We start from the raw sequence: 22,470 nt of genomic DNA, 5'->3' as shown, positions 1-22,470 counted from the left end.
ATCCTGCAGCAATCGCCAATCAGGGAGAATTATGATCCGCTTACCGGTGAGGGGCTACGCTGCACTAACTTCAGCTGATCGGCATCTGTGTTGTTGCTGATATATGAATCATGGTTGAGTCGACCGTGAGGTGAGAGTGTCAGTTTTGTATTTCCGGAACAGCGGTTTGCCGTGCGGTATAGGTGATAAAACTAACAATTTTGGCTTTTTTAAATGCAAAATAAGGTAAAGGCGGGATAAATATCGACAATTCACTGTAAAACACTCTTCCGGGCTGTTACTGTTTTGTGAGTTTATGTTATTAGGTGTGCCATGAAACTCCTCCTATCTTTGTGTATCGCTCTCATTTCAGCAATCCTCCTGTCAGGCCTGCTTACGGCTTGCTCTTCTGGAGCCGGCGATCTTGGTTCTGGCTCTGAGGCGACGCTTTCCGGGTCGCCTCATAACAACCTGAAACAGATATCCACCTGTGGCAGCATGCCACCCATCAAGGATAGGACTAAACTTAAACAAAGTTTGTTGGAAAGGGGGCTGCTAAAAGAGGAGATGAGCCTTGATGAGACAAACAGGATCGTTGCCGAATATATCAATAAACGACAGCAGGCCTTCGGAAGTTGCCCGAAGATAAGATTGTGAAGATAGGTGTTCAGATGAAGAGAAAAATTGGTATTAATCTGCTTTCTATGCTCGGGTTATCCCTGCTTGTTGCAATCAATGGTGTCCTAGCGCTTCCTGTGGCCGCTCAAGAGGGAGTTTCGGTTACCAATAACCTCTCCGGGACACTTGCAGATGCCGGAGTCATCAACAGGGAGCAGATCCTGTACTGGTTGATCAAGCGGGGTGAGGTGTCGGATGAAGCCTCCGAGAGCGAAAAGCGCGCCGCCGTCGATGCCTTTACCCGCCGTGCCACAAGTTTTCAGAGTAAGGGGGGGCTGATTGAAGCGCAGTTTGAAAAGTTAAGGCTGAGAGCAAACGCTAATCTGAAGGCGGAGAAAAATCAGCTGCAGAGAAGCGTTGTAGCCTTTGCCGATGCCGATATTACCAAGACAGTTAAGGTGCTGGGAGTATTGATCGATTTTCCCGATCTTCCCTTCGATGACAATCGACTCACAGCCAGCGACACCCCGATGTTTTATCCCGATTATCCGACCTCTCACTATCGGGATCTGATGTTTTCGACTTCAGGCTTTACCGGTCCCCGGGGGCAAAACCTAATGACCGGGTATCAATATTATCAGTCGGTTTCCGGTGGCAGTTTCTTTTTTACCGGAGACGTCAAAGGTTGGGTGACGGCGGAAAATAATGCCTCATTCTATGGCGGTAACGATGCCGATAACAACGGGGACGACAGGGCGGTACCTGAGCTGGTCAAGGAGGCGGTGACCAAAGCTGTGGCGGGCATGTCAGCCGCCGAGTTGGCCAGTTATGACGTCGAAGATCCCTTCGATATAGACGGCGATGGCAATTTCGATGAGCCCGACGGCGATATCGATCATGTGATGCTGTTTCACTCCAGTGTCGGCGAAGAAGCCGGGGGAGGCGTACTCGGTGCCGATGCTATCTGGTCTCACCGCTTCTTCGTCTATACGGGTGGGAACCCTGGTTACACCATTCCGGGAACCGGTAAGAAAGTATTCGGCTATACCGTGCAGCCCATAGACGCAGCAGCTGGTGTGGTTGTGCATGAGTTTGGTCATGATCTGGGTCTTCCCGATGAATATGACACCACCAATACCGGCGACGGTTCCCCGGTGGGTTCCTGGTCGGTGATGTCGGGAGGTAGCTGGACCGGCTTGCCCGCAGGAACCGAACCTACTGGTTTTAGCCCCTATGCCCGCTCCTATCTGCAGGATAGGTATAAGGGAAGGTGGATAACGGAGCAGGAGATATTACTGGAAAATATTCCCGCCGATGGTGTGGATGTTCAGCTGAATGAGGCGGTGAATCATACTCAGATAAATCAGATATCGATCCCGCTGCCTGCTGCTGATATTCCGTTTAAGCAGCCCTATGGAGGAAGTTATCAGTACTACTCGGGTCAGGGACATCTTATCAATAATGCCGCCTCATTCGAACTCGATCTTCCCAGCATCAGCCCCCTTACATTGAAGATGAAGGCGCACTGGAACATTGAGGTCGATTATGACTACGCTCAGGTTATGGTCGATGGCGTGGTCATCGCCGGCAATCACACCAAGGCGAGCAATACCATAAATGGGGCCAGAAACATCATAACGGGCAGTTCTGCGGATATTGCGGGTGCCGAGGGAGCCGATAATTGGGTCGAGCTCGAGTATGATCTCAGTGCCTATGCCGGTCGTGCCAATACCCAGATAAGTATCATCTACCGTACCGATCAGGCGGTTGGAGATTATGGTATCGCTATCGATAACCTGGTTATCACCGCGGCAGGCTCACAGGTTTATCTTGATGATGCCGAAACACCTGCCACCATGAATTTAGCCGGTTTCTCCAGAATCGACGACGAGCGCCCGGGTGAAAAGCGTCGTTATATCATTCAGCTACGCAGTCATAACGGTGTGGATGTGGGATTACTCAGTCACTCCTATGATCCCGGCGTCCTGCTCTGGCTGGAGAACTTCAGCTATTCAGATAACAACTCCAGTGAACACCCGGGTGTGGGGTTAATCGGTGTTGTCGATGCCGATCAGAACCTTATCGGGAATCACGGCAGCGATGTTCAGATCCGTGACGCTGCATTCAGCATGTTTAATCAGTCGAGCTACTTTGGTGATGAGCACCTGACATCCGTGTCCTTGTTCGATGACAGCTTAGATTACAGCGCACCGACAAAGCCTCAGGCTGGCATTATCCTGCCTGAGCTGGGGTTGACCATGGAGGTCGTAGCCCAGAGCAACGACTCGAGTACAGCCACCGTACGGTTGAAATATGCCGAGGGTGTATCTCCTGAGCCTGAAGCACTCAGTGTCACCATTTCCGCTCAACAGGCGGCGGGCAGTGTAAGCTTTAGTTCTGCGGTGAGCGGAGGTGAGGGGGGCTACAGCTATGCCTGGGACTTTGGTGTCACAGGGACAAGCAGCACGGCGGCCAACCCCAGCTACACCTATAGTGAGTCGAACGACTATACAGTCTCTCTGGTCGTTACCGATAGCGCAGGCGCAACGGCCAGCGACACATTACTGATTAATGTGCAGGTGCCTCCTGCCGCGGGTTTCAGTTATACGACCGATGCTCTCCGCGTCACGCTGAATAATACCTCGAGTGCGGGGGTAGGCGCTCTCAGTTATCTGTGGAGTTTCGGTGATGGGCAGACAAGTAACGAGATGTCGCCAAGCCATACCTACGCCGCAGGAGGCAGCTATACAATTTCGCTTACGGTGACAGACGAGGCCGGTAATGTGAGCACCTTCTCCAGCGTGATCACTGTGACCGCAACAGTGGCTCCGCCTGTGACCCCATCGACAGGCTCGGACTCAGGTGGCGGAAGCCTTGGCTGGTTGAGTCTGGCACTGGTTTCGATGTTAGCCTTCAGAAGGCGCTTCGCTTAGCGGTTAGAGTTACCGATAAAAGCAGAAAACGCCCTCTCGGGCGTTTTCAATATTCGTTGTATCGTTAATTTGGCTATCCGGAACACTATGTAAGTCTTTCGATCGCCTGACGTGCTGCGGGAAGGAAAGTTTCTCCTACGATAAGCTGCTCACCCTGATATGAGAAGTAGCGCCGACGCCCCCACAGCTCCCGGGTCAGAGGCTGGTGTAGTGACTCGGTAAGACCTGCCAATTTCTGACAGGGGGTGAAGTGCCCTATCTCTATCTTACCCGGAGTAAACTCATTGTTGGTATAGAGCAGCTCACCCAACGGACGGGTCCCCAGGTTTAACAGCTCGCTTTTTTTCTTATCAAGCAGGCTTCCCGGAATTAAGGTGCGGGCGAAAATCCAGGGGGTTCCATCGAGGCAGAGCAGGACTTCGCGGACCCAAACCTTATTCTGATCCGGAAATTCGTTATCGAACGGGACTAATGTTCCCTCGCCAAGTACCTTTACTTCAAATTCATCACAGTAAGCGCGCAATTTTTGAGTTAAACTCTCAGGTGAGAGTAACCAATCGGTTAAGGGTGATTTGGGGAGATCGATGATTTTTTCTGGTGAAAACCACTGAATTGATTCACCATAGGGGAAGCTTAACCTAGTCACACTCATTTAATTCTCGGTACAATACTGGCCGGCAAACTGGTGCAGTCTAGCACGCTGGAAAATGATAGCCAGAAAGATTAGCAGGCATTTGTTACATAAGAGTAGGAGTCATTCTTGAAAATTCAAAAATTTGCATCGCTACTGCTTATTTTAGTCGCGACAATTTTCAGCTTTGGTGCTTACGCCGAAGATGAAGAGATTGTAGATAACTTTGCCTATTATGGCTTCGAACCCGATCTCATTACCAACTATATCTCTACCGGTAAGAAGCTGGGGTTTGTCCGTATCGGTATCGAGTTGATGGTCAAAGATCCCGAAGATCTGATCGCCCTGGAGCATCATGATCCCCTGCTGCGCGCCGCCATACTGGAGATCATGGGGAGTCAGACCGCAGATAAGGTTAAATCACTGACCGGAAGGGAGGAGATAAGACGTGAGTGCTATGACACTGTCAATCGCCTCATCGAGCAGGAAACCGGCAAGGCCATTATCGTTAACCTACTCTTTACCAAGTACCTGTACGATTAGTTTTATTTCCCTCCTCTACTACTGCCATTAGTGTCTCGGCTGATGGCATAAGATCGCATATGACCAAGCTCACGCAAAAAAAGCTCACGCCAAAACAGAACAACCGGAAACAGAGCAGACGTAACAAACCGGCAGGCAAGCGGCAGGCTAAGTTCGAAAATAATCCCCAGACAAGAGCCAAGTCCGAAACGACGACCGTAAAGAAAGGTCTCCATGAGCGAAACCTGCACAGGGATGGTTACGACTTTGATAAGTTGATCGAGGCGAGCCCGGCGTTAAAGCCCTATGTCAGGCCTAACCCCTATGGTAATCTTTCGATAGACTTCGCCGACCCTCTGGCCGTTAAGGCGCTGAACCTGGCCCTGTTACAACTTCACTACGGGATCGAGTATTGGGATATACCCACAGGCTTTCTCTGCCCCCCTATCCCGGGACGGGTCGACTACCTTCACTATATTGCCGATCTGTTGGCCGGAGTTGAGGCGGGACAAAATGTCCCACAGACTGCAACTGTAAAGCCTAAGTCACAGAAAAGATTGAAAATTAACGCGCTGGATATTGGAACCGGCGCCAATGGCATCTACCCGATACTCGGCATTCAAGCCTATGGCTGGCGGTTTGTCGCCAGTGATGTGGATCCCCTGTCGATAGAGAACGTTAACCGGATTGTCGAGGCTAACCCTTCTCTGCAGGGCAAGTTACAGACACGGCTGCAAACCGATCAGCAAAAGGTGTTTCACGGCATTATCGGCCCTGATGACAGATTCGATATCACCCTCTGTAACCCGCCATTTCACGGGTCACTTGAGGAGGCCAGTGAGGGCACCCTTCGCAAGGTGAAGAACCTGGCGGCAAACCGTGCGGCGAAGGGCCATGAGCCTGCTCCCGCTGTTGGCGGTGATAAGCAGGGGGCCGAGCTGAACTTCGGCGGTCAGAAGGCCGAACTCTGGTGCGAAGGCGGCGAGAAGCAGTTTCTCGCTAACATGATCCGCGAGAGCAGAGATTTTGCCACTCAATGTTTATGGTTCACCAGCCTGGTATCGAAGAAAGAGAACCTGCAGCCCTGTTACAGTGCACTGGAAAAGGCGGGGGCGGTAACGGTGAAGACCATAGATATGGCGCAGGGCAACAAGCTTACCCGGGTTTTGGCCTGGAGTTTTTTGACGCCAAAGCAAAGGGAGCTTTGGGCTAAGTATCGCTCTTAGCCTTTTAACGGTTTTTTTATCGGGCTACGCCTGACCTTGATAATTAGACTTCGTCTAACAACTGGAGATGAGTGATTGCATCACTCTTCAGCTTGTCAGCCGAGTAAACCCCTAATCAAGCTTCGCTTACTCACGTTAAAAGAGTAGGCGTCGTGGAATTCCATTCCACACTTAATTGCAAAGAGTAGGGCAAGGAGGACTGCTCGCCTGATGTGAATGGATTCACAAATGCCGTGGTGGTATGGATGCCAAAGAACGGCCTCATCAACAACGTCCCTGTTTAATTGCCAGTTCGGTATCCATACCTCTCGCTTATAACCACAATCACCTCTGGAGATTATTCGCCTTCCAGTGGGGAATCGTCGTATCTGGTGGATTACTGGGTATGTCGAGTATTCTGATATCTGTTAGGGAAGTCTAAGCCTTGTAAAAAAACGCTAACTACCTTAAGTTCATGTAGATACTGTGAACATGCACACTGTGCAGCTGTTAGAGGTATTCAAGGATGAGGCGCTCCAAACAAGATCAGGCTCCACTTTCCGATAGATTAATCAGTGTTTTTGCTTCTCTTTTCTTTTCTGTACCTACCAGTTTATTTCTGAGTCTTAAAATTAGTCAAAACCTGTTAGCTTTGCAGCTAGATTTTACCGTTGGCGGAAAAGGCTTTTTGATTTTGGTGTCAGTGTTTTCATTGTTAGCATTCTTATTTCCTAAAGTGATCCCTAATCTATTAGGGTGGGTGTGGAATATCTTTATGAAGCACTAAATGGAATAAAGGGGTCGTAGCTCTTTAATTACTTATGTCTTTCCAGTACAGAACAACGCCAAATCGAAGAGGTTGATAACCCGGTGTAGATGCGGCTGTGACCGTTGGCGGCATGGATGCCGCCGTCGAGGCTATAGGGATATACTTGTGCCGTGTCACAGAAGTATCTGCACTTAAGCCCACGGCAGGTGATAGATAACATTGCAGGTCAATGTTCAAAATGACCTGGTTAGATACCTAATCAGGCCAAATCAAAAGTTACTTCTGGAATAAAGGAAATATAGCGGTCGTAGCCCTTTAAATTGGTAGGAGAGAGTTGTGAAGATTTACGGATATGAAAAGACAGAAGATGATTCGGACTTAATTGAAATGTCAGAAGTTACAATCACTGCAAGTCCAAAGTGTCTTAGAGAAATAGCCTCCTTTATCAATAAAATGGCTGATGAGCTGGAATCAGATGGGGCTTCATTTGAACATTCTCATTTACAAGATAATTGGCCTGATTGGGATAGTCATGGTCCTGATATAATTGTAGGACCTAGCGCAATATAACAAGTGCTAGAATTGGACCTACGATGCACCTAATCATGCTAAATCGAAGAGAGTGATAATCAGGTGCAAACACTGCTGAGGCCCTCGAAAACATGGATGTTTTCGCGGAGCGTATAGGGATATATTTACAGCGTGCTGAAGAAGTGTTTGCACTTAAGCCCATGGCTGGTGATAGATAACATTGCGGGTCCATGTTCAAAATGACCCGATTAGATACCTAATCAGGCCAAATCAAAAAGTTACTTCAACAATTGTTAACCGACAATCATCCTAACTAGGATTCCAAAGTAGCTGCCCACAATCAGTCAAATCATATCCACCTAAAGTGGCGGCCAGCTGGCGTGTCTGGGTGCTGGCAAGCATATCGAACAGGTGCTGTAGCTGGCGGCGGAAGTAGATCCCCTGTGGCATGACGAAGTCGAATGACTCTGTGATCAGCGGGATAAAGCTCAGGCCGCTCTCCATGGCAACCGATTGGCAGCCGAAGCCGATATCGGCATCGCCACGGGCGATATAGGCGGCGAGTTCGCGTTCGCTGTAGGCGGTGACGTTGGCGTTCAGGTGGGTGAGGGCGGCGCCCTGCTTCATCAGCCAGTGCTCCAGATGTTGCTGGCTGCCAGCGCCGGCCTGTCTGTCGACCCAGCGCCAGGGCAGGGAGACTATCTTCTCCTCCTCCTGACACTGCTGCAACATATCGCTGCGTACCATCAGCCCCTGTTTACGGGTATAGCCGTGTACCATGACCCACTGTTGGTGGTTGGCATAGCCCTTAAGCAGCGCCGGATGGCGAATATTACGCTCGTCGACACTGCCCCAATGAAGCGTGCAGACATCGGCGTAGCCGCGGGAGAGAAGGTCCAGTCCCATTCTCGAGCCGGTGGAGCTGTAGCTGATCAGGTCGCTCTTACCTATCTGGGTCATCAGGCGGGAGACCAGCATGGAGAGCAGGGGATCGTCGCTGCCCGTGATATGCATACGGTCGGAGAGCATGCCGCTGTGGCATGAGTCCATGATCCAGCGATCGATAAGAATCTTGGGAAACAGCCATTTACCAGTGATTTTGGTGGCGGGTAAGACTCTGTCATTCGCCATGGCATAGACCTTCTTTTCATTAAGATCTAGATACTCAGCGACCTGTTTGGCGCTCATGTAGACGAGTTCACTTGGTTCTGTCATTACTGTTCCTTAACCAAGAACTCTGCGGCAGAGTTCCTATAAAAAAATATATCGTGCTCAAGCCGGGTGCTGCCAGCTTGCTTCTGTTAACCGATTTTAGCCGGGCGCTTAGGTGGCATGGCATCGAATTCGACATTTTCGGCCCCGTTGTAGATGAGGAAGTGTCGGCCCTTAGCGCGGGCTATCATGGTGATACCCAGCTTCTGGGCGAGCTCAAGACCCATCTGAGTCGCACCGCTGCGTGATAACACAACGGGAATACCCATCTTGGCCACTTTAATCACCATCTCAGAGGTCAGGCGACCCGTGGTGTAAAAGAGTTTGTTGTTGCCTGTGTCCTGCTTTAACCACATCTCACCGGCGAGTGTGTCTACCGCGTTATGACGACCCACGTCTTCGACGAAGTCGACTATCTTGTCGTCCTGACACAGTCCGCAACCATGCACCGCACCGGCATTCTTGTAGGTTTCATTATAGGCGCTGATGTTTTTCAGCAGGCTATAGATCATGCTCTGTTTGAGTTCGGGTTTTGGCAGAGCGATATCGTCGAGCCCATCCATGAAACCGCCGTAAACCGTGCCCTGACCACAGCCGGTAGTGACGGTCTTCTCGGAAAGCTTCTCCTCAATATCGGCGGTGGTTTCCGATGTGATGATGGCTGCCGAGTTGACGTCCCAGTCGACAATCACAGACTCTAGCTGCTTAAGGTCGGAGATGAAGCCTTGGTTCTTCAGATATCCCAGCGAGAGCGATTCGGCGCGGGCACCTAAGGTCATCAGGGTCACGATAGGACGCCAGTTAAGGTAGACCGTCATCGGACGCTCACACGCGATATGCTTCTCGACGCGCTCTCCATTCTCATCTATGGCATTCACTGCGATGGTTAGCGGCACATCGGTATCGGTTTTGATTAAGCTGGGTTTGTGCTGGCTCAAGGCTTGAAACTCATTTTGAACATTCGATGGCTAGAGCATAGCAATAATTGTACCCAGGTTTGTATTCCGCGCCCCAATGCGTGATCTCTCGCATTTTCTGCCTACAAAGCGCCCTTTTATGTCCTAGCCTGAATTGCATATAGGACAAATTGTCCTAATCTTAGGCGGTAATTTATGATCCAGCTCAAGTTATCACAACCTTTAGGCTGGCATGTAAATTGCTTCAACAGGGATAAGTTACTTAGCTGGCCTGTCATCTCGACATGCCTCTGCAGGCAAGACGGAGACCGAATGCAACATACCGAAAGCCAATGGCCTATGCACGTTTCTCTTAAGAAGGTAGAGAAACAAGTCGGGCGCTGGACCTCAGTGACCTGGGAGCTGGATCAGATACTACCCGCGACGCATCAGGCACCCGAAGGGTCCACACTCATCATGCTCGAGCTGCATAAAGATGAACGCGCGAGTTACCGTTTAAACCTGGATATGGACAACGCCATGTTGTACATCGTCTGCGATGAGTTGGAGGATGGCACCTGGGTTCCCGCCGCTATATCCGCCGATCAGAATGTCGCAGCAGGTTGTCTCGAAGGCGATACGCCGGTACTTAATCTACCTATGCCAGGCGCAGTTGCATGTTGGATCGAAGCTTTTATCACCCGCCATGGGGAGGTAGAGATCTGTGCTCACCGTCGTAAGCATGTAAATCGCCGCAAGAATGAGGGTCCAAGCAGCAATAACAACTTTGGGCAGAGAAACTGATGAGCGATAAACCTACCGGATTATTTTCCCGCTGGAATCTTCGCCGCCAACAGGTGGCCGATGAGAAAGAGGCGGAAGAGAAAGCACAGCAGGCTGCAGAGCAAGCCGCGCTGGAGCAAGCAGAAGCACCAATTCAGGATCCTTTATCTGAAAGTGATGCGGTTGAGACATCATCAGCGTCACCGGCGGAAGATAAGCTGCTATCCGCAGAAGACCTGCCGGATCCAGAGAAGATTGAGGTGGGAGGCAGCTTCGCCAGCTTTATGGCTGATAATGTTGATCCTACCGCCAAGGCCGCAGCCCTGAGAGCACTCTGGAAACAGCCTCAATACAATGAGATCGATGGCCTGCTCGAATACGCCCTCGATTACAGCAACCAACCTAAGCTGACACCGGAGCACTCCGCCGAGCTCGCCAAGAAAGTTTTCCGCCATATCACTAAAGATACGGAGGAGGAGCTTGATGAATCCCTGGCCGTAACAAACGAAACCGATAGCGGAAATACCGGGGAGATTGCGGCTCAACCTGCTGAAGAATTGAGCGGGGACATTTTGGACGTCGAGAGTGATGACTTGGCCCAAAATGAACCACAAAAAGAAGGCGAACCCAAGGTTACGGTTTCTTAACGTGATTTTAGAGAAGTTTAATATCCATAAATTTGGTATGTGAATTGCTGTACTTATGGCCATATAGTCTGCGGATAACAGCAGACATGTGATGCCAGCAGATGAAATAGGTAACGCTAGCGCAGAGTCAATAATAGCGCAGATAAAGGTCTCCCTGAGCAATCAGGAGAAACCGATAGCAGCCTAGCTGACAGCAACAGCCAAAACTGTTCAGGAACGCAACGTGAGCAAAAATTTGAATAATGATACCCAGGTTGAACTCAAGGCAGTTCGACAGCAGGTGTTGGCCAATACTCAGGTTCTTCAGAATCTGATCCCGCCAACGGTGAGTTATACCACTGAGGGAAATGTGCTGATCATTGGGCCGGAAGATCTGGCCCGCTTAGCGGCGGACAAGTTGTCTGATATGGGCAAGCTTGCCATCTTAGCCAATGAGTCAATCACCAGCCAGGATGAAGCACATCTGGAAAAGGTGATGAGCTCTGCAGAACATGTTGAGAGCTTTTATAATAAACTCATTGAAATTAAAGGTTTCCTTGGCCAGTTTCAGGTTAAGGTCGACGCAGGTTCAGACACAGCTTCTGAAACCAACGCCGTTGAACTTAGCATGGTCGCAATACGTAAGGCCCATTTCGATCTTATTCTGGATCTGAGTCAGTCTCCCTGCATCAACCTTGAGATGCTACCACCGGGTTACTTCTTTGTCGGTCAGGACGAGGCCAAGTTAGCCGATGCCATCGCTCAGCTTCCCGATCTGATAGGTGAGTTTGATAAACCCCGTTACGTTAAGGTCAACAGCGAACTCTGTGCCCATCACCGTAATGGTATCGATGGTTGTAACCGCTGCCTGAACTTCTGTCCAGCCGATGCGATTCAGAGCATAGATAAGATGATCGAGATAGACCCTTATCTTTGTCATGGTGCCGGTAGTTGTACCAATGCCTGCCCAACGGGTGCCATCAGTTATGATCTGCCAACGCCGCAAGCCTTGCACTCCTATCTGCACAAGTTGGTGACGCGTTTTCGCGAACAGGCGCAAACGGCGCCGGTTATCCTTTTCCATGATGAAGCAAACGGCGCCACACTTGTCGGTGAAGAGCTGCCCGGCGACATCATTCCTGTTGCTCTGGAAGAGATCACCGTGGCCAGCATGGATCACTGGATGTCAGCACTCGCATGGGGAGCTCGTCAGATCCTGGTACTGAACACCGAAGCGACGGCACCGACTCTGACTCAGATGCTACAGGGCGAACATAAACTGGCAAACGATATTCTGGATGAGATGGGTCAACCACAGCGCATCTCAATTATCGATGAGTCGACTATAGGCGATCTTACTGCGCAGCTGGAGACCAGCTCCAACTGGCCGATGATCGTTCCCGGTGAGTTTACGGCTACGACAAAGCGTAACACCCTGTACGCGGCTATCGACCATCTCAACGAGCAGGCCGCCTCGGTGGATACTTGCTTGAGCCAAAGCAATATCCCTTACGGTAAAGTCAGCATCAACAGCGACAAATGTACGCTGTGCCTCTCTTGTGTTTCAACCTGCCCGACTCAGGCACTAACCGATGGTGGTGATAAGCCTGCGTTGCATTTTGTCGAACAAGATTGTGTGCAATGTGGTCTGTGTGAGTCGGCCTGTCCCGAGAAGGTGATCAGCCTGACGCCGCAGATGAATTTTGACAAAGCGCAGCGTCAGCAGCGTCAAACCCTGAAAGAGGAGGCCCCATTCGATTGCATTCGTTGTGGTACCCCTTTCGCCACCCAATCCATGGTGCAACGGATGCTGGAAGCAGTCGGAGGCCATAGTGCCTTCAGTGCAAACACAGAGCGATTAAAGATGTGTAGCGACTGCCGGGTAAAAGATATGTTTGAAGACATCCTTCAAGATCCTGAAAAGCAACTGCGATAAGAGTTTAGCTATGACCGAATTAGTAAGAGAAATATCAGAAAACGATCAGTTAAGAGCCGACATCTATCAGCTTTTAGCAGCACTACTGCGCAGTCAGCCAAGTGCTGAGTTATTGCAATTTTTGGCCAGCCTTGAAGTCGATGCGGAAGATGACAGCGAGATGACTAAAGCCTGGTTATCGCTGAAGTTAGCCGCCGAACAGTTTACCAGTGAACAGCTTGAAGATGAGTACTTCAATATCTTCTACGGTGTCGGCAGTGGCGAGATCATGCCTTACGGCAGCTGGTTCATGACAGGGTCATTGATGGACAAGCCATTAGCCTTGTTGCGTCAAGACCTACAACAGCTGGGTTTCGAGCGCGAAGAGGATGTCAAAGAGCCTGAAGATCATGTTGCTGCGCTATGTGAAGTGATGGGCGTCTTGATTCTGGAAGCGCCGGGTTATCGCCAGTTGGCCTTCTATCAGCGTCACATCGGCAGCTGGATCGACCGCTTCTGTACTCAGCTGGCTAAAACACCGAGTGCCGCATTCTACGGGACCGTCGCGCAACTGGCTAAGGCCTTCTTCGAGGTTGAAGCCAACGAATTTGAACAACTGCAACTGGACATTCCGGTGAACTGTCCCGGCTCTGAAGCCGAAAAAGTTGCGGCTGAAAAAATTGAACCAACGACCAGCGAGCTGGCTTCTTAAGGAGTCGGTTAGCCTTGGGCGTAGGTTGATTAAGTACGCCAGCTTGATAGCGATTGATGTTGAATATGAAAGTTGGCGTAGAAAAAACAGAGGGCTCGCCCTCAAAAGAAACCGGGTCATCGAGACGTTGGCCCACATTTTAACAAAAACTAAGCGAAAACTTAGGAGACACTATGAAGAAGCAAGCTTCCGACATGGGTCGTCGTCAATTGCTAAAAGCATTGGCAGTCGGCAGTGCGGCTGGTGCAGTTGCAACTGTCAGTGGACAGGCTCTTGCGGCATCACCAAGCGTTGAGCCAACAACAGCTAAAGGCGATGGTTATCGAGAGACTGACCATATTCGTAGTTATTACGCGTCATTACGTACCAAGTAGTTTAAGAGCGAAACGATAAGCCGATATTATCGGCATATTTGAGTTCATAGACATTTCTAATCAATAAGATAAGGAGAGTGTGTGATGCGACTAACTCGCAAAGCAGACCACAAAACAGACCAGGCAGAAGTCGCTAAGAAGCCAGCCCTGGGTCTAAACCGTCGTCAGTTCCTTCAGTCTGCAGGTCTTGCAACTGGTGGTATCGCTGCGGCGTCTATGCTTGGCGCTGGAATGATGCGTAAAGCTGAAGCAAAAGAAGTGCCCCATGATGCACCAACTGAAATCAAGCGTACCATCTGTTCTCACTGTTCAGTAGGTTGTGGTATCTACGCCGAAGTACAAAATGGTGTCTGGACAGGTCAAGAGCCTGCATTCGATCACCCATTCAACGCCGGTGGTCACTGTGCAAAAGGTGCCTCACTACGTGAGCATGGCCATGGTGAGAAGCGTCTTAAGTATCCAATGAAGCTGGAAGGCGGAAAGTGGAAGAAGATCTCCTGGGATCAAGCCATTGAAGAAGTTGGTGGAAAGGCATTGGATATCCGTAAGGAGTCTGGTCCGGATTCAATATTCTTCATGGGTAGTGCTAAGTTCTCTAATGAACAAGCGTATATGTACCGTAAATTCGCGGCTATGTGGGGCACGAACAATGTCGATCACTCAGCGCGTATTTGTCACTCTACCACTGTAGCCGGTGTTGCAAACACTTGGGGTTATGGTGCGCAAACTAACTCTTTCAACGATATTCGTAACTCTAAGGCGATGATGTTCATTGGGTCTAACCCATGTGAAGCTCACCCGGTTGCCATGCAGCATATCCTTGAAGGTAAAGAACGCGGTGCGAAAATCATCGTTGTCGATCCTCGTTTCACCCGTACTGCAGCTAAGTCTGACGAGTACGTGCATATCCGTCCTGGTACAGATATTCCATATATCTATGGTCTGCTTTGGCACATCTTTGAAAACGGCTGGGAAGATAAGACCTTTATCCAGCAGCGTGTATACGGCATGGAACGTATCCGTGAAGAAGTTGCTAAGTGGACGCCTGCCGAAGTTGAACTTGTTGCCGGTGTACCTGAAGCTCAGATGCGTCGTGTCGCGAAGACATTGGCCGAGACTAAGCCTGGTACCGTAGTTTGGTGTATGGGTGGTACTCAGCATCACGTGGGTAACGCTAACACTCGTGCCTACTGTATTCTTCAGCTTGCTCTGGGTAACATGGGTGTTCCTGGTGGCGGAACGAACATCTTCCGTGGTCACGATAACGTACAGGGTGCAACCGATTTCGGTCTGCTGTTCGATACGCTACCTGGCTACTACGGTCTTAAGACTGGTTCATGGAAGCACTGGTGTAATGTTTGGGATCTGGATTACGAGTGGGTTAAGAACCGCTTCGATCAAGAGACACATCTAGGCCAGGTTCCAATGAACTCTACCGGTATTCCATGTTCTCGCTGGCATGACGGTGTACTGGAAGATAAGTCTAAGATCGCTCAGAAAGACAATATCCGCATGGCATTCTTCTGGGGGCAATCGGTTAACACCGAAACCCGTGGTCGTGATGTGCGTGATGCACTGGATAAGATGGACACAGTTGTTGTTGTCGATCCATATCCAACTATGGCGGGTGTTATGCACAATCGTACCGATGGTGTATATCTGCTTCCGGCTGCGACTCAGTTTGAAACTTACGGTTCTATCTCTGCATCTAACCGTTCACTGCAGTGGCGTTCACAAGTCATCGAACCTCTTTTCGAGTCTAAGCCTGACCATGTGATCATGTACAAGCTTGCTAAGAAGTGGGGAATCGAGAAAGAGTTCTGTAAGCATATTAAGGTTAACGGCGATGAGCCATTGGTCGAAGATATTACTCGTGAATATAACCGCGGTATGTGGACTATCGGTTATACAGGTCAGAGCCCAGAGCGTTTGAAGATGCATCAGGAAAACTGGGGCACCTTCGATATTAAATCTCTCGAAGCACCTGGCGGACCAGCAAAAGGCGAGACTTACGGTCTGCCTTGGCCATGTTGGGGTACACCAGAGATGAAGCACCCTGGTTCACAGATCCTGTACCGCACAGGCCGTGAAGTTAAGAACGGTGGTGGTAACTTCCGTGCTCGTTATGGTGTTGAGCATAATGGTAATAACATTCTTGCTGAAGGTTCTTACTCTAAAGGTGCAGAAATTCAGGACGGTTACCCTGAATTTACCGCCGACATGCTTAAGCAGCTTGGCTGGTGGGATGACCTGACGGCTGAAGAGAAGAAGCACGCAGAAGGTAAGAACTGGAAGACCGATATCTCAGGTGGTATCCAGCGCGTGGCTATCAAGCATGGTTGTATGCCTTACGGTAACGCAAAAGCGCGTTGTATCGTTTGGAACTTCCCTGATGATATCCCGGTACACCGTGAGCCACTCTATACGCCTCGTCGTGATTTGGTCTCTAAGTACCCAACTTACGAAGATCGTATGGTTGCACGTCTTCCTAACCTGTATAAGACAATTCAGGATCAGGACTTCGCCAAAGACTTCCCAATTGCACTGACCTCTGGTCGTCTGGTGGAATATGAAGGTGGTGGTGAGGAAACTCGTTCTAACCCTTGGCTTGCTGAACTTCAACAAGAGATGTTCATCGAAATTAACCCGGCTGACGCTGCAGATCGTGGTCTGCGTGACGGTGATGAAGTTTGGGTTCATAGTCCGGAAGGCGCCAAGATTAAAGTTCAGGCGATGGTAACACCTCGTGTTATTGCCGGTGAGTCTTTCATGCCTTATCACTTCGCGGGTGTATTCGAAGGTAAGAGCTTAGAGAAGAACTATCCGGAAGGCACAGTACCTTACGTGATCGGCGAATCTGCTAACACAGTACTGACCTATGGCTATGATGTTGTGACGCAGATGCAAGAAACTAAAGCATCGCTTTGCCAAATCACTAAAGCCTAACTGAACTTGATGAGGAGATAAGCCATTATGGCAGTCATGAAATTTTTGTGTGACACCAAACGCTGCATCGAGTGTAACGGTTGCGTCACAGCTTGTAAGAACGAAAACGATTCCGCTCTCGAGTGGGGTATTCAACGTCGCCGCGTAGTGACAATTAACGATGGTGAGCCTGGTGAAGCGTCTATCTCAGTGGCATGTATGCACTGTACCGACGCACCTTGTCAGGCAGTTTGTCCGGCAAACTGTTTCTACAAGACAGAAGACGGCCTAACACTACACAACAAAGATACCTGTATCGGTTGTGGTTACTGTCTATACGCCTGCCCGTTCGGCGCACCTCAGTTCCCTAAGAAGGGAGCGTTTGGTAGCCGTGGCAAGATGGATAAGTGTACTTTCTGTGCCGGTGGCCCGGAAGAGACTCATTCAGATGCCGAGCGTCAGAAGTATGGTGCAAACCGTCTGGCCGAAGGTAAGTTGCCTATGTGTGCAGAGCTTTGTGCAACTAAGTCGCTGTTAGCGGGTGATGCGGATGTCGTTTCCAGCATCTATCGTGAGCGTATCGCTGCACGTGGTAATCCAAATGCTATATGGGGTTATACCCCTAAGACAGGCGCGTAGGACAGATAGGGCTGTGAACTCAGTTCACAGCCCTGTTATTAGTCCGATAAAGGAGTGACTATGTTATTAAAATCACTGCGTGGCCTGTTTGCTTTGCTGGTTTTACCTCTTGTTTTAACTTTGGGCTTAGGCTTGAGTACATCTGCGCTTGCCGTAGATGACCAGACCAGTCAGCAGATGGCTAATACCAACGATGCCGACCTATGGCGCGCTGTGCAATCCGGCGACTCAGGCTATACCACCAAGCAGGGCGTTGAAAGTGGCGTGCTGATAAACGTATCGGCCATTGAGGGAACTGAGATAAAGAATAAATATCTCACTCCTGCTATGGGCCTGGCGGTATTAGGCGTATTTGGTGCTTTCATCGTTTTCTATTTTGTTAATGGTCCCTCTAAGTTAAGTAAGGGGTACTCAGGCAAGATGGTATTGCGTTGGTCTAAGGCCGATCTGTGGATCCACTGGGTATTAGCTATCTCATGTCTGGGGCTGATATTCACCGGTATCAACATCATGCTGGGTAAACATATTCTGCAACCTTACGTGGGTGAAGGAGTGTGGGCCGGACTGATCTATGGTAGTAAGGCTATCCATGATTATGTGGGCCCTGTGTTTATCATATCCTGGATCTTATGTGTCGTTAAATGGATGCCTCTGCAGACATTTAAGATGTATGACCTTAAGTGGTTCCTGGTTGTTGGTGGTTACATAAACTTCGGCCCGTTCAAGGGTAAGCATCCCGATAGCGGTTTCGCTAATGCGGGTGAAAAGATGTGGTTCTGGACACTGACCGTGTTCGGTCTGTTTATCAGTGTATCGGGCATGATGTTAGTTCTGCCCGGCTTAGATCTTCCTCGTGAAGCATCATTTGCAGCCCTGTTAATTCATGCGATCAGTGCCATCATCATCATCGCATTTACTATCGTTCATATCTGGATGGCGACAGTATTGAGTGAAGGCGGTATGGAGTGTATGAAGTCCGGTTACTGTGATGAGAACTGGGCGGTGCAACACCACAACCTTTGGTATGACGAGATCAAGGCTAACGGTACTTTAGAGTACAAAGACTAGTTTTTAGTTTCGAGCTACGAGCTATAAGTCTTAAGCTGTAAGTCATAAGTAAAAAGCGCCTCGGCCGAATAAGCCGGGGCGTTTTTGTATATGGATATACTTATCCCTGATCTACATGGAAGTAGAAGGAAGGGATTTGTGTCCGGCCATAAATGTTCCATACATGTATTGGTATTTCCGCCCTCCTTGGTAGTCAGAACACTTATGCCACAGTCCATGGGCAATATTGTTCCCTACAATATTTGCCATTCCCTCCGTCCCTGGAGGTCAGATACTCTTATCGAGGAGAGCTATCCCTGATCTACATGGAAGTAGAAGGAAGGGGGTTGTGTCTGCTCGCTGGTGTAGGAGCGGCTTTAGCCGCGAATGTTTCAAGCTGCAGCTAGTCATAAGCTGTTAGTCATAAGCCGTAAGAAAGCGCAAAGCCTTAGCCGATATCTTTTATAGAGGCTGTTGTTGCTTGTTATTCTTTTTTATCATCAGCTCGCATCTCGCATCTCGCATCTCGCATCTCGCATCTCGCATCTCGCATCTCGCATCTCGCATCTCGCATTTCGCACCTCGTACCTGAAAACCCTCCATTTAACCTTCAGATTTGCAGTTTTTATGTTAAATATTTAGTCATATTTCGTTACGGTTCTCCCCTCGAAATTCAGATGTTGAAAACCATTTGTAATTGCTATTCCTATTAATTATTAACATCTTGGCGTACAAGTCTGCAACAAGTGTAGTCTGGATTTTATTGCAGGATTATGCAAAAAAAATGAACGGATTTCCAAAGCATGATTGAGTTAACACTTTAGGTCGGTTTTAGATTCTTTGATATATCTAACCGGAGTCAGATCAAGTTTTTCTCTTCACTTTTTGTTCTATATTGCGCTCGTGTTTTGCTGGTTGCTCAACATAAACAAGAGTCCTTAAGTGGTTGTTACTTTTTCTTAACTTCAGGGGGAGCTTGTCTATTTTGTCCATCTCAGTCAAATGCACCCAAATATAACAAACAGGGGAGTTCCCCTTGATACCCGGAGACATAATGAAGAAGCAACAGCCTGATCTGAATCGCAGATCTTTGCTGAAAGCGCTAACGGTTGGTGGTACGGCGAGCGTCGCCCTTGCTGCAACTGGTGTAAGTGCCGCTCAAGCAACAGAAAGCAATGTAAGCACTAAGCGTGCCGATGGCTACCATGAAACTGCCCATATCCGCAGTTATTACAATAGCTTGCGTAGCTAAATTAGGAGAATTCGAGCGATGCAATTAACTCGCAAATCCAACGAGGCACCTAAAGTAGAGAAAAAATCTTTAGGGATCAGCCGTCGTCAGTTTATGAAGCATGCAGGTATCACTACCGGTGGTATTGCGGCAGCTTCACTTTTGGGTACAGGCATGATGCGTCGTGCTGAAGCCAAAGATATTCCTCACAATGCACCAATCGAGATCAAGCGTACCGTATGTAGTGCGTGTGCCGTAGGTTGTGGTCTATATGCCGAAGTACAAAATGGCGTTTGGACAGGCCAGGAGCCAGCATTCGATCACCCGTTCAACAGCGGCGGACACTGTGCTAAGGGTGCTGCACTGCGTGAACATGGTCACGGCGAGAAGCGTCTTAAGTACCCAATGAAGCTTGTCGATGGCAAGTGGAAGAAACTCTCCTGGGAGCAGGCTTTCAACGAAGTCGGTGACCAGATGCTGAATATCCGTAAAGAGTCAGGTCCTGATTCACTTTACTTTATGGGTAGTGCTAAGTTCTCGAACGAAGGCTGCTACATGTATCGTAAATTTGCGGCTATGTGGGGCACAAACAACGTCGACCACTCAGCACGTATCTGTCACTCTACCACGGTAGCCGGTGTTGCTAACACTTGGGGCTACGGTGCGCAAACCAACTCTTTCAACGATATTCAGAATGCAAATGCAATCTTCTTCATCGGGTCAAACCCGGCCGAAGCGCATCCTGTTGCTATGCAGCATATCTTGTTGGCGAAAGAGAAGAACAACGCTAAGGTTATCGTTGTCGATCCCCGTTTCTCTCGTACTGCAGCTCACTCTGATCTTCACTGTGCACTGCGTCCGGGTACCGATATTCCGTTCATCTACGGTATGCTTTGGCATATCTTCGAAAATGGTTGGGAAGACAAGACGTTCATCAAAGAGCGTGTGTTCGAGATGGACACTATTCGCGAAGAAGTGAAGAAGTTCCCACCAAAAGAAGTTGAGCATGTTACCGGCGTAAGCGAAGAGCAAGTCTATCAAGCGGCTAAGCTTATGGCTGAAAATCGTCCCGGCACCGTAGTTTGGTGTATGGGTGGTACTCAGCACCACGTTGGTAACGCTAACACTCGTGCCTACTGTATCCTTCAGCTTGCGCTGGGTAACATGGGTGTTAAGGGTGGTGGTACTAACATCTTCCGTGGCCACGATAACGTACAGGGTGCAACCGATTTAGGTCTGCTATTCGATACACTGCCTGGCTACTACGGTCTTAAGACCGGTTCATGGAAGCACTGGTCTCACGTATGGGATCTTGACTTTGATTGGGTGAAGGGTCGTTTCGACCAGAACTCATACCTTGGCCGCATTCCTATGAACACGCCTGGTATTCCATGTTCCCGCTGGCATGATGGTGTGTTAGAAACACCTGAGAAGCTGGCGCAGAAAGATCGTGTTCGCATGGCGTTCTTCTGGGGACAATCGGTGAACACCGAGACTCGTCAACGTGAAGTTCGTGACGCACTGGACAAGATGGATACTGTGGTTGTTGTGGATCCATTCCCAACTATGGCGGGTGTAATGCACCGTCGTCAAAACGGCGTTTACCTGCTTCCTGCGGCAACTCAGTTCGAGACTGAAGGTTCAGTATCTAACTCGGGTCGTAGCCAACAGTGGCGTGAAAAGGTTATCGAGCCTCTGTTCGAGTCTAAGACTGACCTTGAGATCATGTACCGTCTGTCTCAGAAGCTTGGCTTCGCCGACGAATACACTAAGCGTATCGCTAAAGATGCCAATGACATTCTGGTAATCGAAGACATTACTCGCGAGATCAACCGCGGTATGTGGACCATCGGTATGTCGGGTCAAAGCCCTGAGCGTCTGAAACTGCACACTCAAAACTGGGGTACCTTCAGCAACAAGACGCTTGAAGCGGAAGGCGGTCCTGCGAAGGGTGATACTTACGGTCTGCCTTGGCCTTGTTGGGGGACACCGGAGCAGAAGCACCCGGGTACTCAGATCCTTTATAACACACACAAGCATGTGCTTGAGGGCGGTGGTAACTTCCGTGCCCGTTACGGTGTTGAGTATAAAGGTAAGAACCTGCTTGCCGAAGGCAGCTTCTCTAAAGGTGCTGAGATCCAGGACGGTTACCCTGAATTCACCTCTGAGATGCTTAAGCAACTTGGCTGGTGGGATGATCTGACTGCAACCGAGAAAGCCGAAGCCGATGGCAAGAACTGGAAGACCGACCTTTCCGGTGGTATTCAGCGTGTCGCTATGAAGCACGGTTGTATCCCTTATGGTAACGCTAAGGCGCGTTGTATCGTTTGGACCTTCCCGGATCAAGTTCCGGTTCACCGTGAGCCGCTTTACACGACACGCCGTGATCTTGTATCTAAGTATCCAACTTATGATGACATGCAAGTTCACCGTCTGCCGACGCTGTACAAGTCGATCCAGGAGAAAGACACGACAGCTCAGTATCCGCTGGCATTGACCTCGGGTCGTCTGGTTGAGTATGAAGGTGGTGGTGAAGAGTCTCGTTCTAACCCTTGGCTTGCAGAGCTTCAACAAGAGATGTTTGTTGAGATCAACCCGGCCGATGCCGCCGATCGCGCTATTCGCGATGGTGACACTGTGTGGTTGGAAGGCGCCGAAGGTGGCCGGATCAAGATTAAGGCGATGGTAACACCTCGTGTTAAGCCAGGTGTTACCTGGATGCCATATCACTTCGCGGGTGAGATGCACGGTGAAAGCCTTGCACCAAACTATCCGGAAGGTACGGTGCCTTATGTTATTGGTGAGTCAGCGAACACTGCATTGACTTATGGTTATGACCCTGTGACTCAGATGCAGGAAACCAAGTCGTCGCTTTGTCAGATTGAAAAAGCGTAAGTGCAGATAAGCTAGGAGAAATGCCAT

19 protein-coding genes are annotated in these 22,470 nt (G+C 49.6%); 15 read left to right on the top strand and 4 right to left on the bottom strand.

Going from position 1 to position 22,470, the window contains the following annotated elements:
* Positions 1-312: 312 nt before the first annotated feature.
* Positions 313-636 (top strand): hypothetical protein, encoded by a 324-nt coding sequence (locus tag Q1B47_RS16230; protein ID WP_299795735.1) that lies wholly within the window; start codon positions 313-315, stop codon positions 634-636.
* A 14-nt stretch (positions 637-650) separates the two neighbouring features.
* Positions 651-3,530 carry an immune inhibitor A domain-containing protein gene (locus tag Q1B47_RS16225; protein ID WP_299795733.1) on the top strand — a complete coding sequence of 960 codons (2,880 nt, stop codon included), beginning with the start codon at positions 651-653 and terminating at the stop codon, positions 3,528-3,530.
* Positions 3,531-3,615: 85 nt separating this feature from the next.
* On the opposite strand, the gene Q1B47_RS16220 is transcribed toward Q1B47_RS16225, so the two are convergent.
* Positions 3,616-4,182: a chorismate lyase gene (locus Q1B47_RS16220; protein WP_299795731.1), complete on the bottom strand. Its 567-nt coding sequence runs from the start codon at positions 4,180-4,182 to the stop codon at positions 3,616-3,618.
* Positions 4,183-4,296: 114 nt separating this feature from the next.
* On the opposite strand from Q1B47_RS16220, the gene Q1B47_RS16215 reads away from it, so the two are divergent.
* The gene (locus Q1B47_RS16215; RefSeq protein ID WP_299795853.1) at positions 4,297-4,704 is read left to right on the top strand and encodes a flagellar basal body-associated protein FliL; all 408 of its coding nucleotides are present in this window, start codon (positions 4,297-4,299) and stop codon (positions 4,702-4,704) included.
* A gap of 59 nt (positions 4,705-4,763) precedes the next feature.
* Entirely contained in the window at positions 4,764-5,909 is a 1,146-nt protein-coding gene (gene rlmF / locus Q1B47_RS16210; RefSeq protein WP_299795729.1) for a 23S rRNA (adenine(1618)-N(6))-methyltransferase RlmF, read from the top strand.
* 794 nt (positions 5,910-6,703) lie between these two features.
* Here the strand turns inward: rlmF and Q1B47_RS16205 are convergent.
* Positions 6,704-6,877, bottom strand: a complete 174-nt coding sequence (locus Q1B47_RS16205; protein ID WP_299795727.1) for a hypothetical protein — start codon at positions 6,875-6,877, stop codon at positions 6,704-6,706.
* Between the two features lie 116 nt (positions 6,878-6,993).
* Between Q1B47_RS16205 and Q1B47_RS16200 the strand changes: the two genes are divergently transcribed.
* Positions 6,994-7,227: a hypothetical protein gene (locus Q1B47_RS16200; protein WP_299795725.1), complete on the top strand. Its 234-nt coding sequence runs from the start codon at positions 6,994-6,996 to the stop codon at positions 7,225-7,227.
* Between the two features lie 270 nt (positions 7,228-7,497).
* Here Q1B47_RS16200 and Q1B47_RS16195 read toward each other — a convergent pair whose 3' ends face one another.
* Together Q1B47_RS16195 and Q1B47_RS16190 are read right to left on the bottom strand one after the other, a co-directional pair.
* The gene (locus Q1B47_RS16195) at positions 7,498-8,403 is read right to left on the bottom strand and encodes a helix-turn-helix transcriptional regulator (protein WP_299795723.1); all 906 of its coding nucleotides are present in this window, start codon (positions 8,401-8,403) and stop codon (positions 7,498-7,500) included.
* Between the two features lie 86 nt (positions 8,404-8,489).
* The gene (locus Q1B47_RS16190; protein WP_299795722.1) at positions 8,490-9,338 is read right to left on the bottom strand and encodes a formate dehydrogenase accessory sulfurtransferase FdhD; all 849 of its coding nucleotides are present in this window, start codon (positions 9,336-9,338) and stop codon (positions 8,490-8,492) included.
* Between the two features lie 291 nt (positions 9,339-9,629).
* On the opposite strand from Q1B47_RS16190, the gene Q1B47_RS16185 reads away from it, so the two are divergent.
* The 10 genes from Q1B47_RS16185 to Q1B47_RS16140 all read left to right on the top strand — a co-directional run bounded on the left by Q1B47_RS16185 (position 9,630) and on the right by Q1B47_RS16140 (position 22,443).
* Positions 9,630-10,100: a DUF3305 domain-containing protein gene (locus tag Q1B47_RS16185; RefSeq protein WP_299795720.1), complete on the top strand. Its 471-nt coding sequence runs from the start codon at positions 9,630-9,632 to the stop codon at positions 10,098-10,100.
* On the top strand, positions 10,100-10,726 hold the full coding sequence (locus Q1B47_RS16180) for a DUF3306 domain-containing protein (protein ID WP_299795718.1): 627 nt from the start codon (positions 10,100-10,102) through the stop codon (positions 10,724-10,726). The genes Q1B47_RS16185 and Q1B47_RS16180 overlap by 1 nt, the downstream gene beginning before the upstream one ends.
* 235 nt (positions 10,727-10,961) lie before the next feature.
* Positions 10,962-12,641, top strand: a complete 1,680-nt coding sequence (locus Q1B47_RS16175; RefSeq protein ID WP_299795850.1) for a 4Fe-4S binding protein — start codon at positions 10,962-10,964, stop codon at positions 12,639-12,641.
* 10 nt (positions 12,642-12,651) lie between these two features.
* The gene (locus Q1B47_RS16170) at positions 12,652-13,332 is read left to right on the top strand and encodes a molecular chaperone TorD family protein (protein ID WP_299795716.1); all 681 of its coding nucleotides are present in this window, start codon (positions 12,652-12,654) and stop codon (positions 13,330-13,332) included.
* Between the two features lie 173 nt (positions 13,333-13,505).
* Complete coding sequence (locus Q1B47_RS16165) at positions 13,506-13,706, top strand: twin-arginine translocation signal domain-containing protein (protein WP_299795714.1); 201 nt, start codon at positions 13,506-13,508, stop codon at positions 13,704-13,706.
* An 84-nt stretch (positions 13,707-13,790) separates the two neighbouring features.
* A complete protein-coding gene (locus Q1B47_RS16160; protein ID WP_299795712.1) occupies positions 13,791-16,652 on the top strand; it encodes a formate dehydrogenase subunit alpha in 2,862 nt (953 codons plus the stop codon).
* A 27-nt stretch (positions 16,653-16,679) separates the two neighbouring features.
* Positions 16,680-17,270: a formate dehydrogenase FDH3 subunit beta gene (fdh3B, locus tag Q1B47_RS16155; protein WP_299795710.1), complete on the top strand. Its 591-nt coding sequence runs from the start codon at positions 16,680-16,682 to the stop codon at positions 17,268-17,270.
* Positions 17,271-17,330: 60 nt separating this feature from the next.
* Positions 17,331-18,338 (top strand): formate dehydrogenase subunit gamma, encoded by a 1,008-nt coding sequence (locus Q1B47_RS16150; protein WP_299795708.1) that lies wholly within the window; start codon positions 17,331-17,333, stop codon positions 18,336-18,338.
* Between the two features lie 1,033 nt (positions 18,339-19,371).
* The gene (locus Q1B47_RS16145) at positions 19,372-19,569 is read left to right on the top strand and encodes a formate dehydrogenase (RefSeq protein WP_299795706.1); all 198 of its coding nucleotides are present in this window, start codon (positions 19,372-19,374) and stop codon (positions 19,567-19,569) included.
* Between the two features lie 18 nt (positions 19,570-19,587).
* Positions 19,588-22,443, top strand: a complete 2,856-nt coding sequence (locus tag Q1B47_RS16140) for a formate dehydrogenase subunit alpha (protein ID WP_299795704.1) — start codon at positions 19,588-19,590, stop codon at positions 22,441-22,443.
* Positions 22,444-22,470 lie beyond the last annotated feature (27 nt).

This window comes from uncultured Shewanella sp. (genome assembly GCF_947501225.1).
Classification (GTDB): domain Bacteria; phylum Pseudomonadota; class Gammaproteobacteria; order Enterobacterales; family Shewanellaceae; genus Shewanella.
This window is presented reverse-complemented; position numbering and strand designations above follow the sequence as displayed.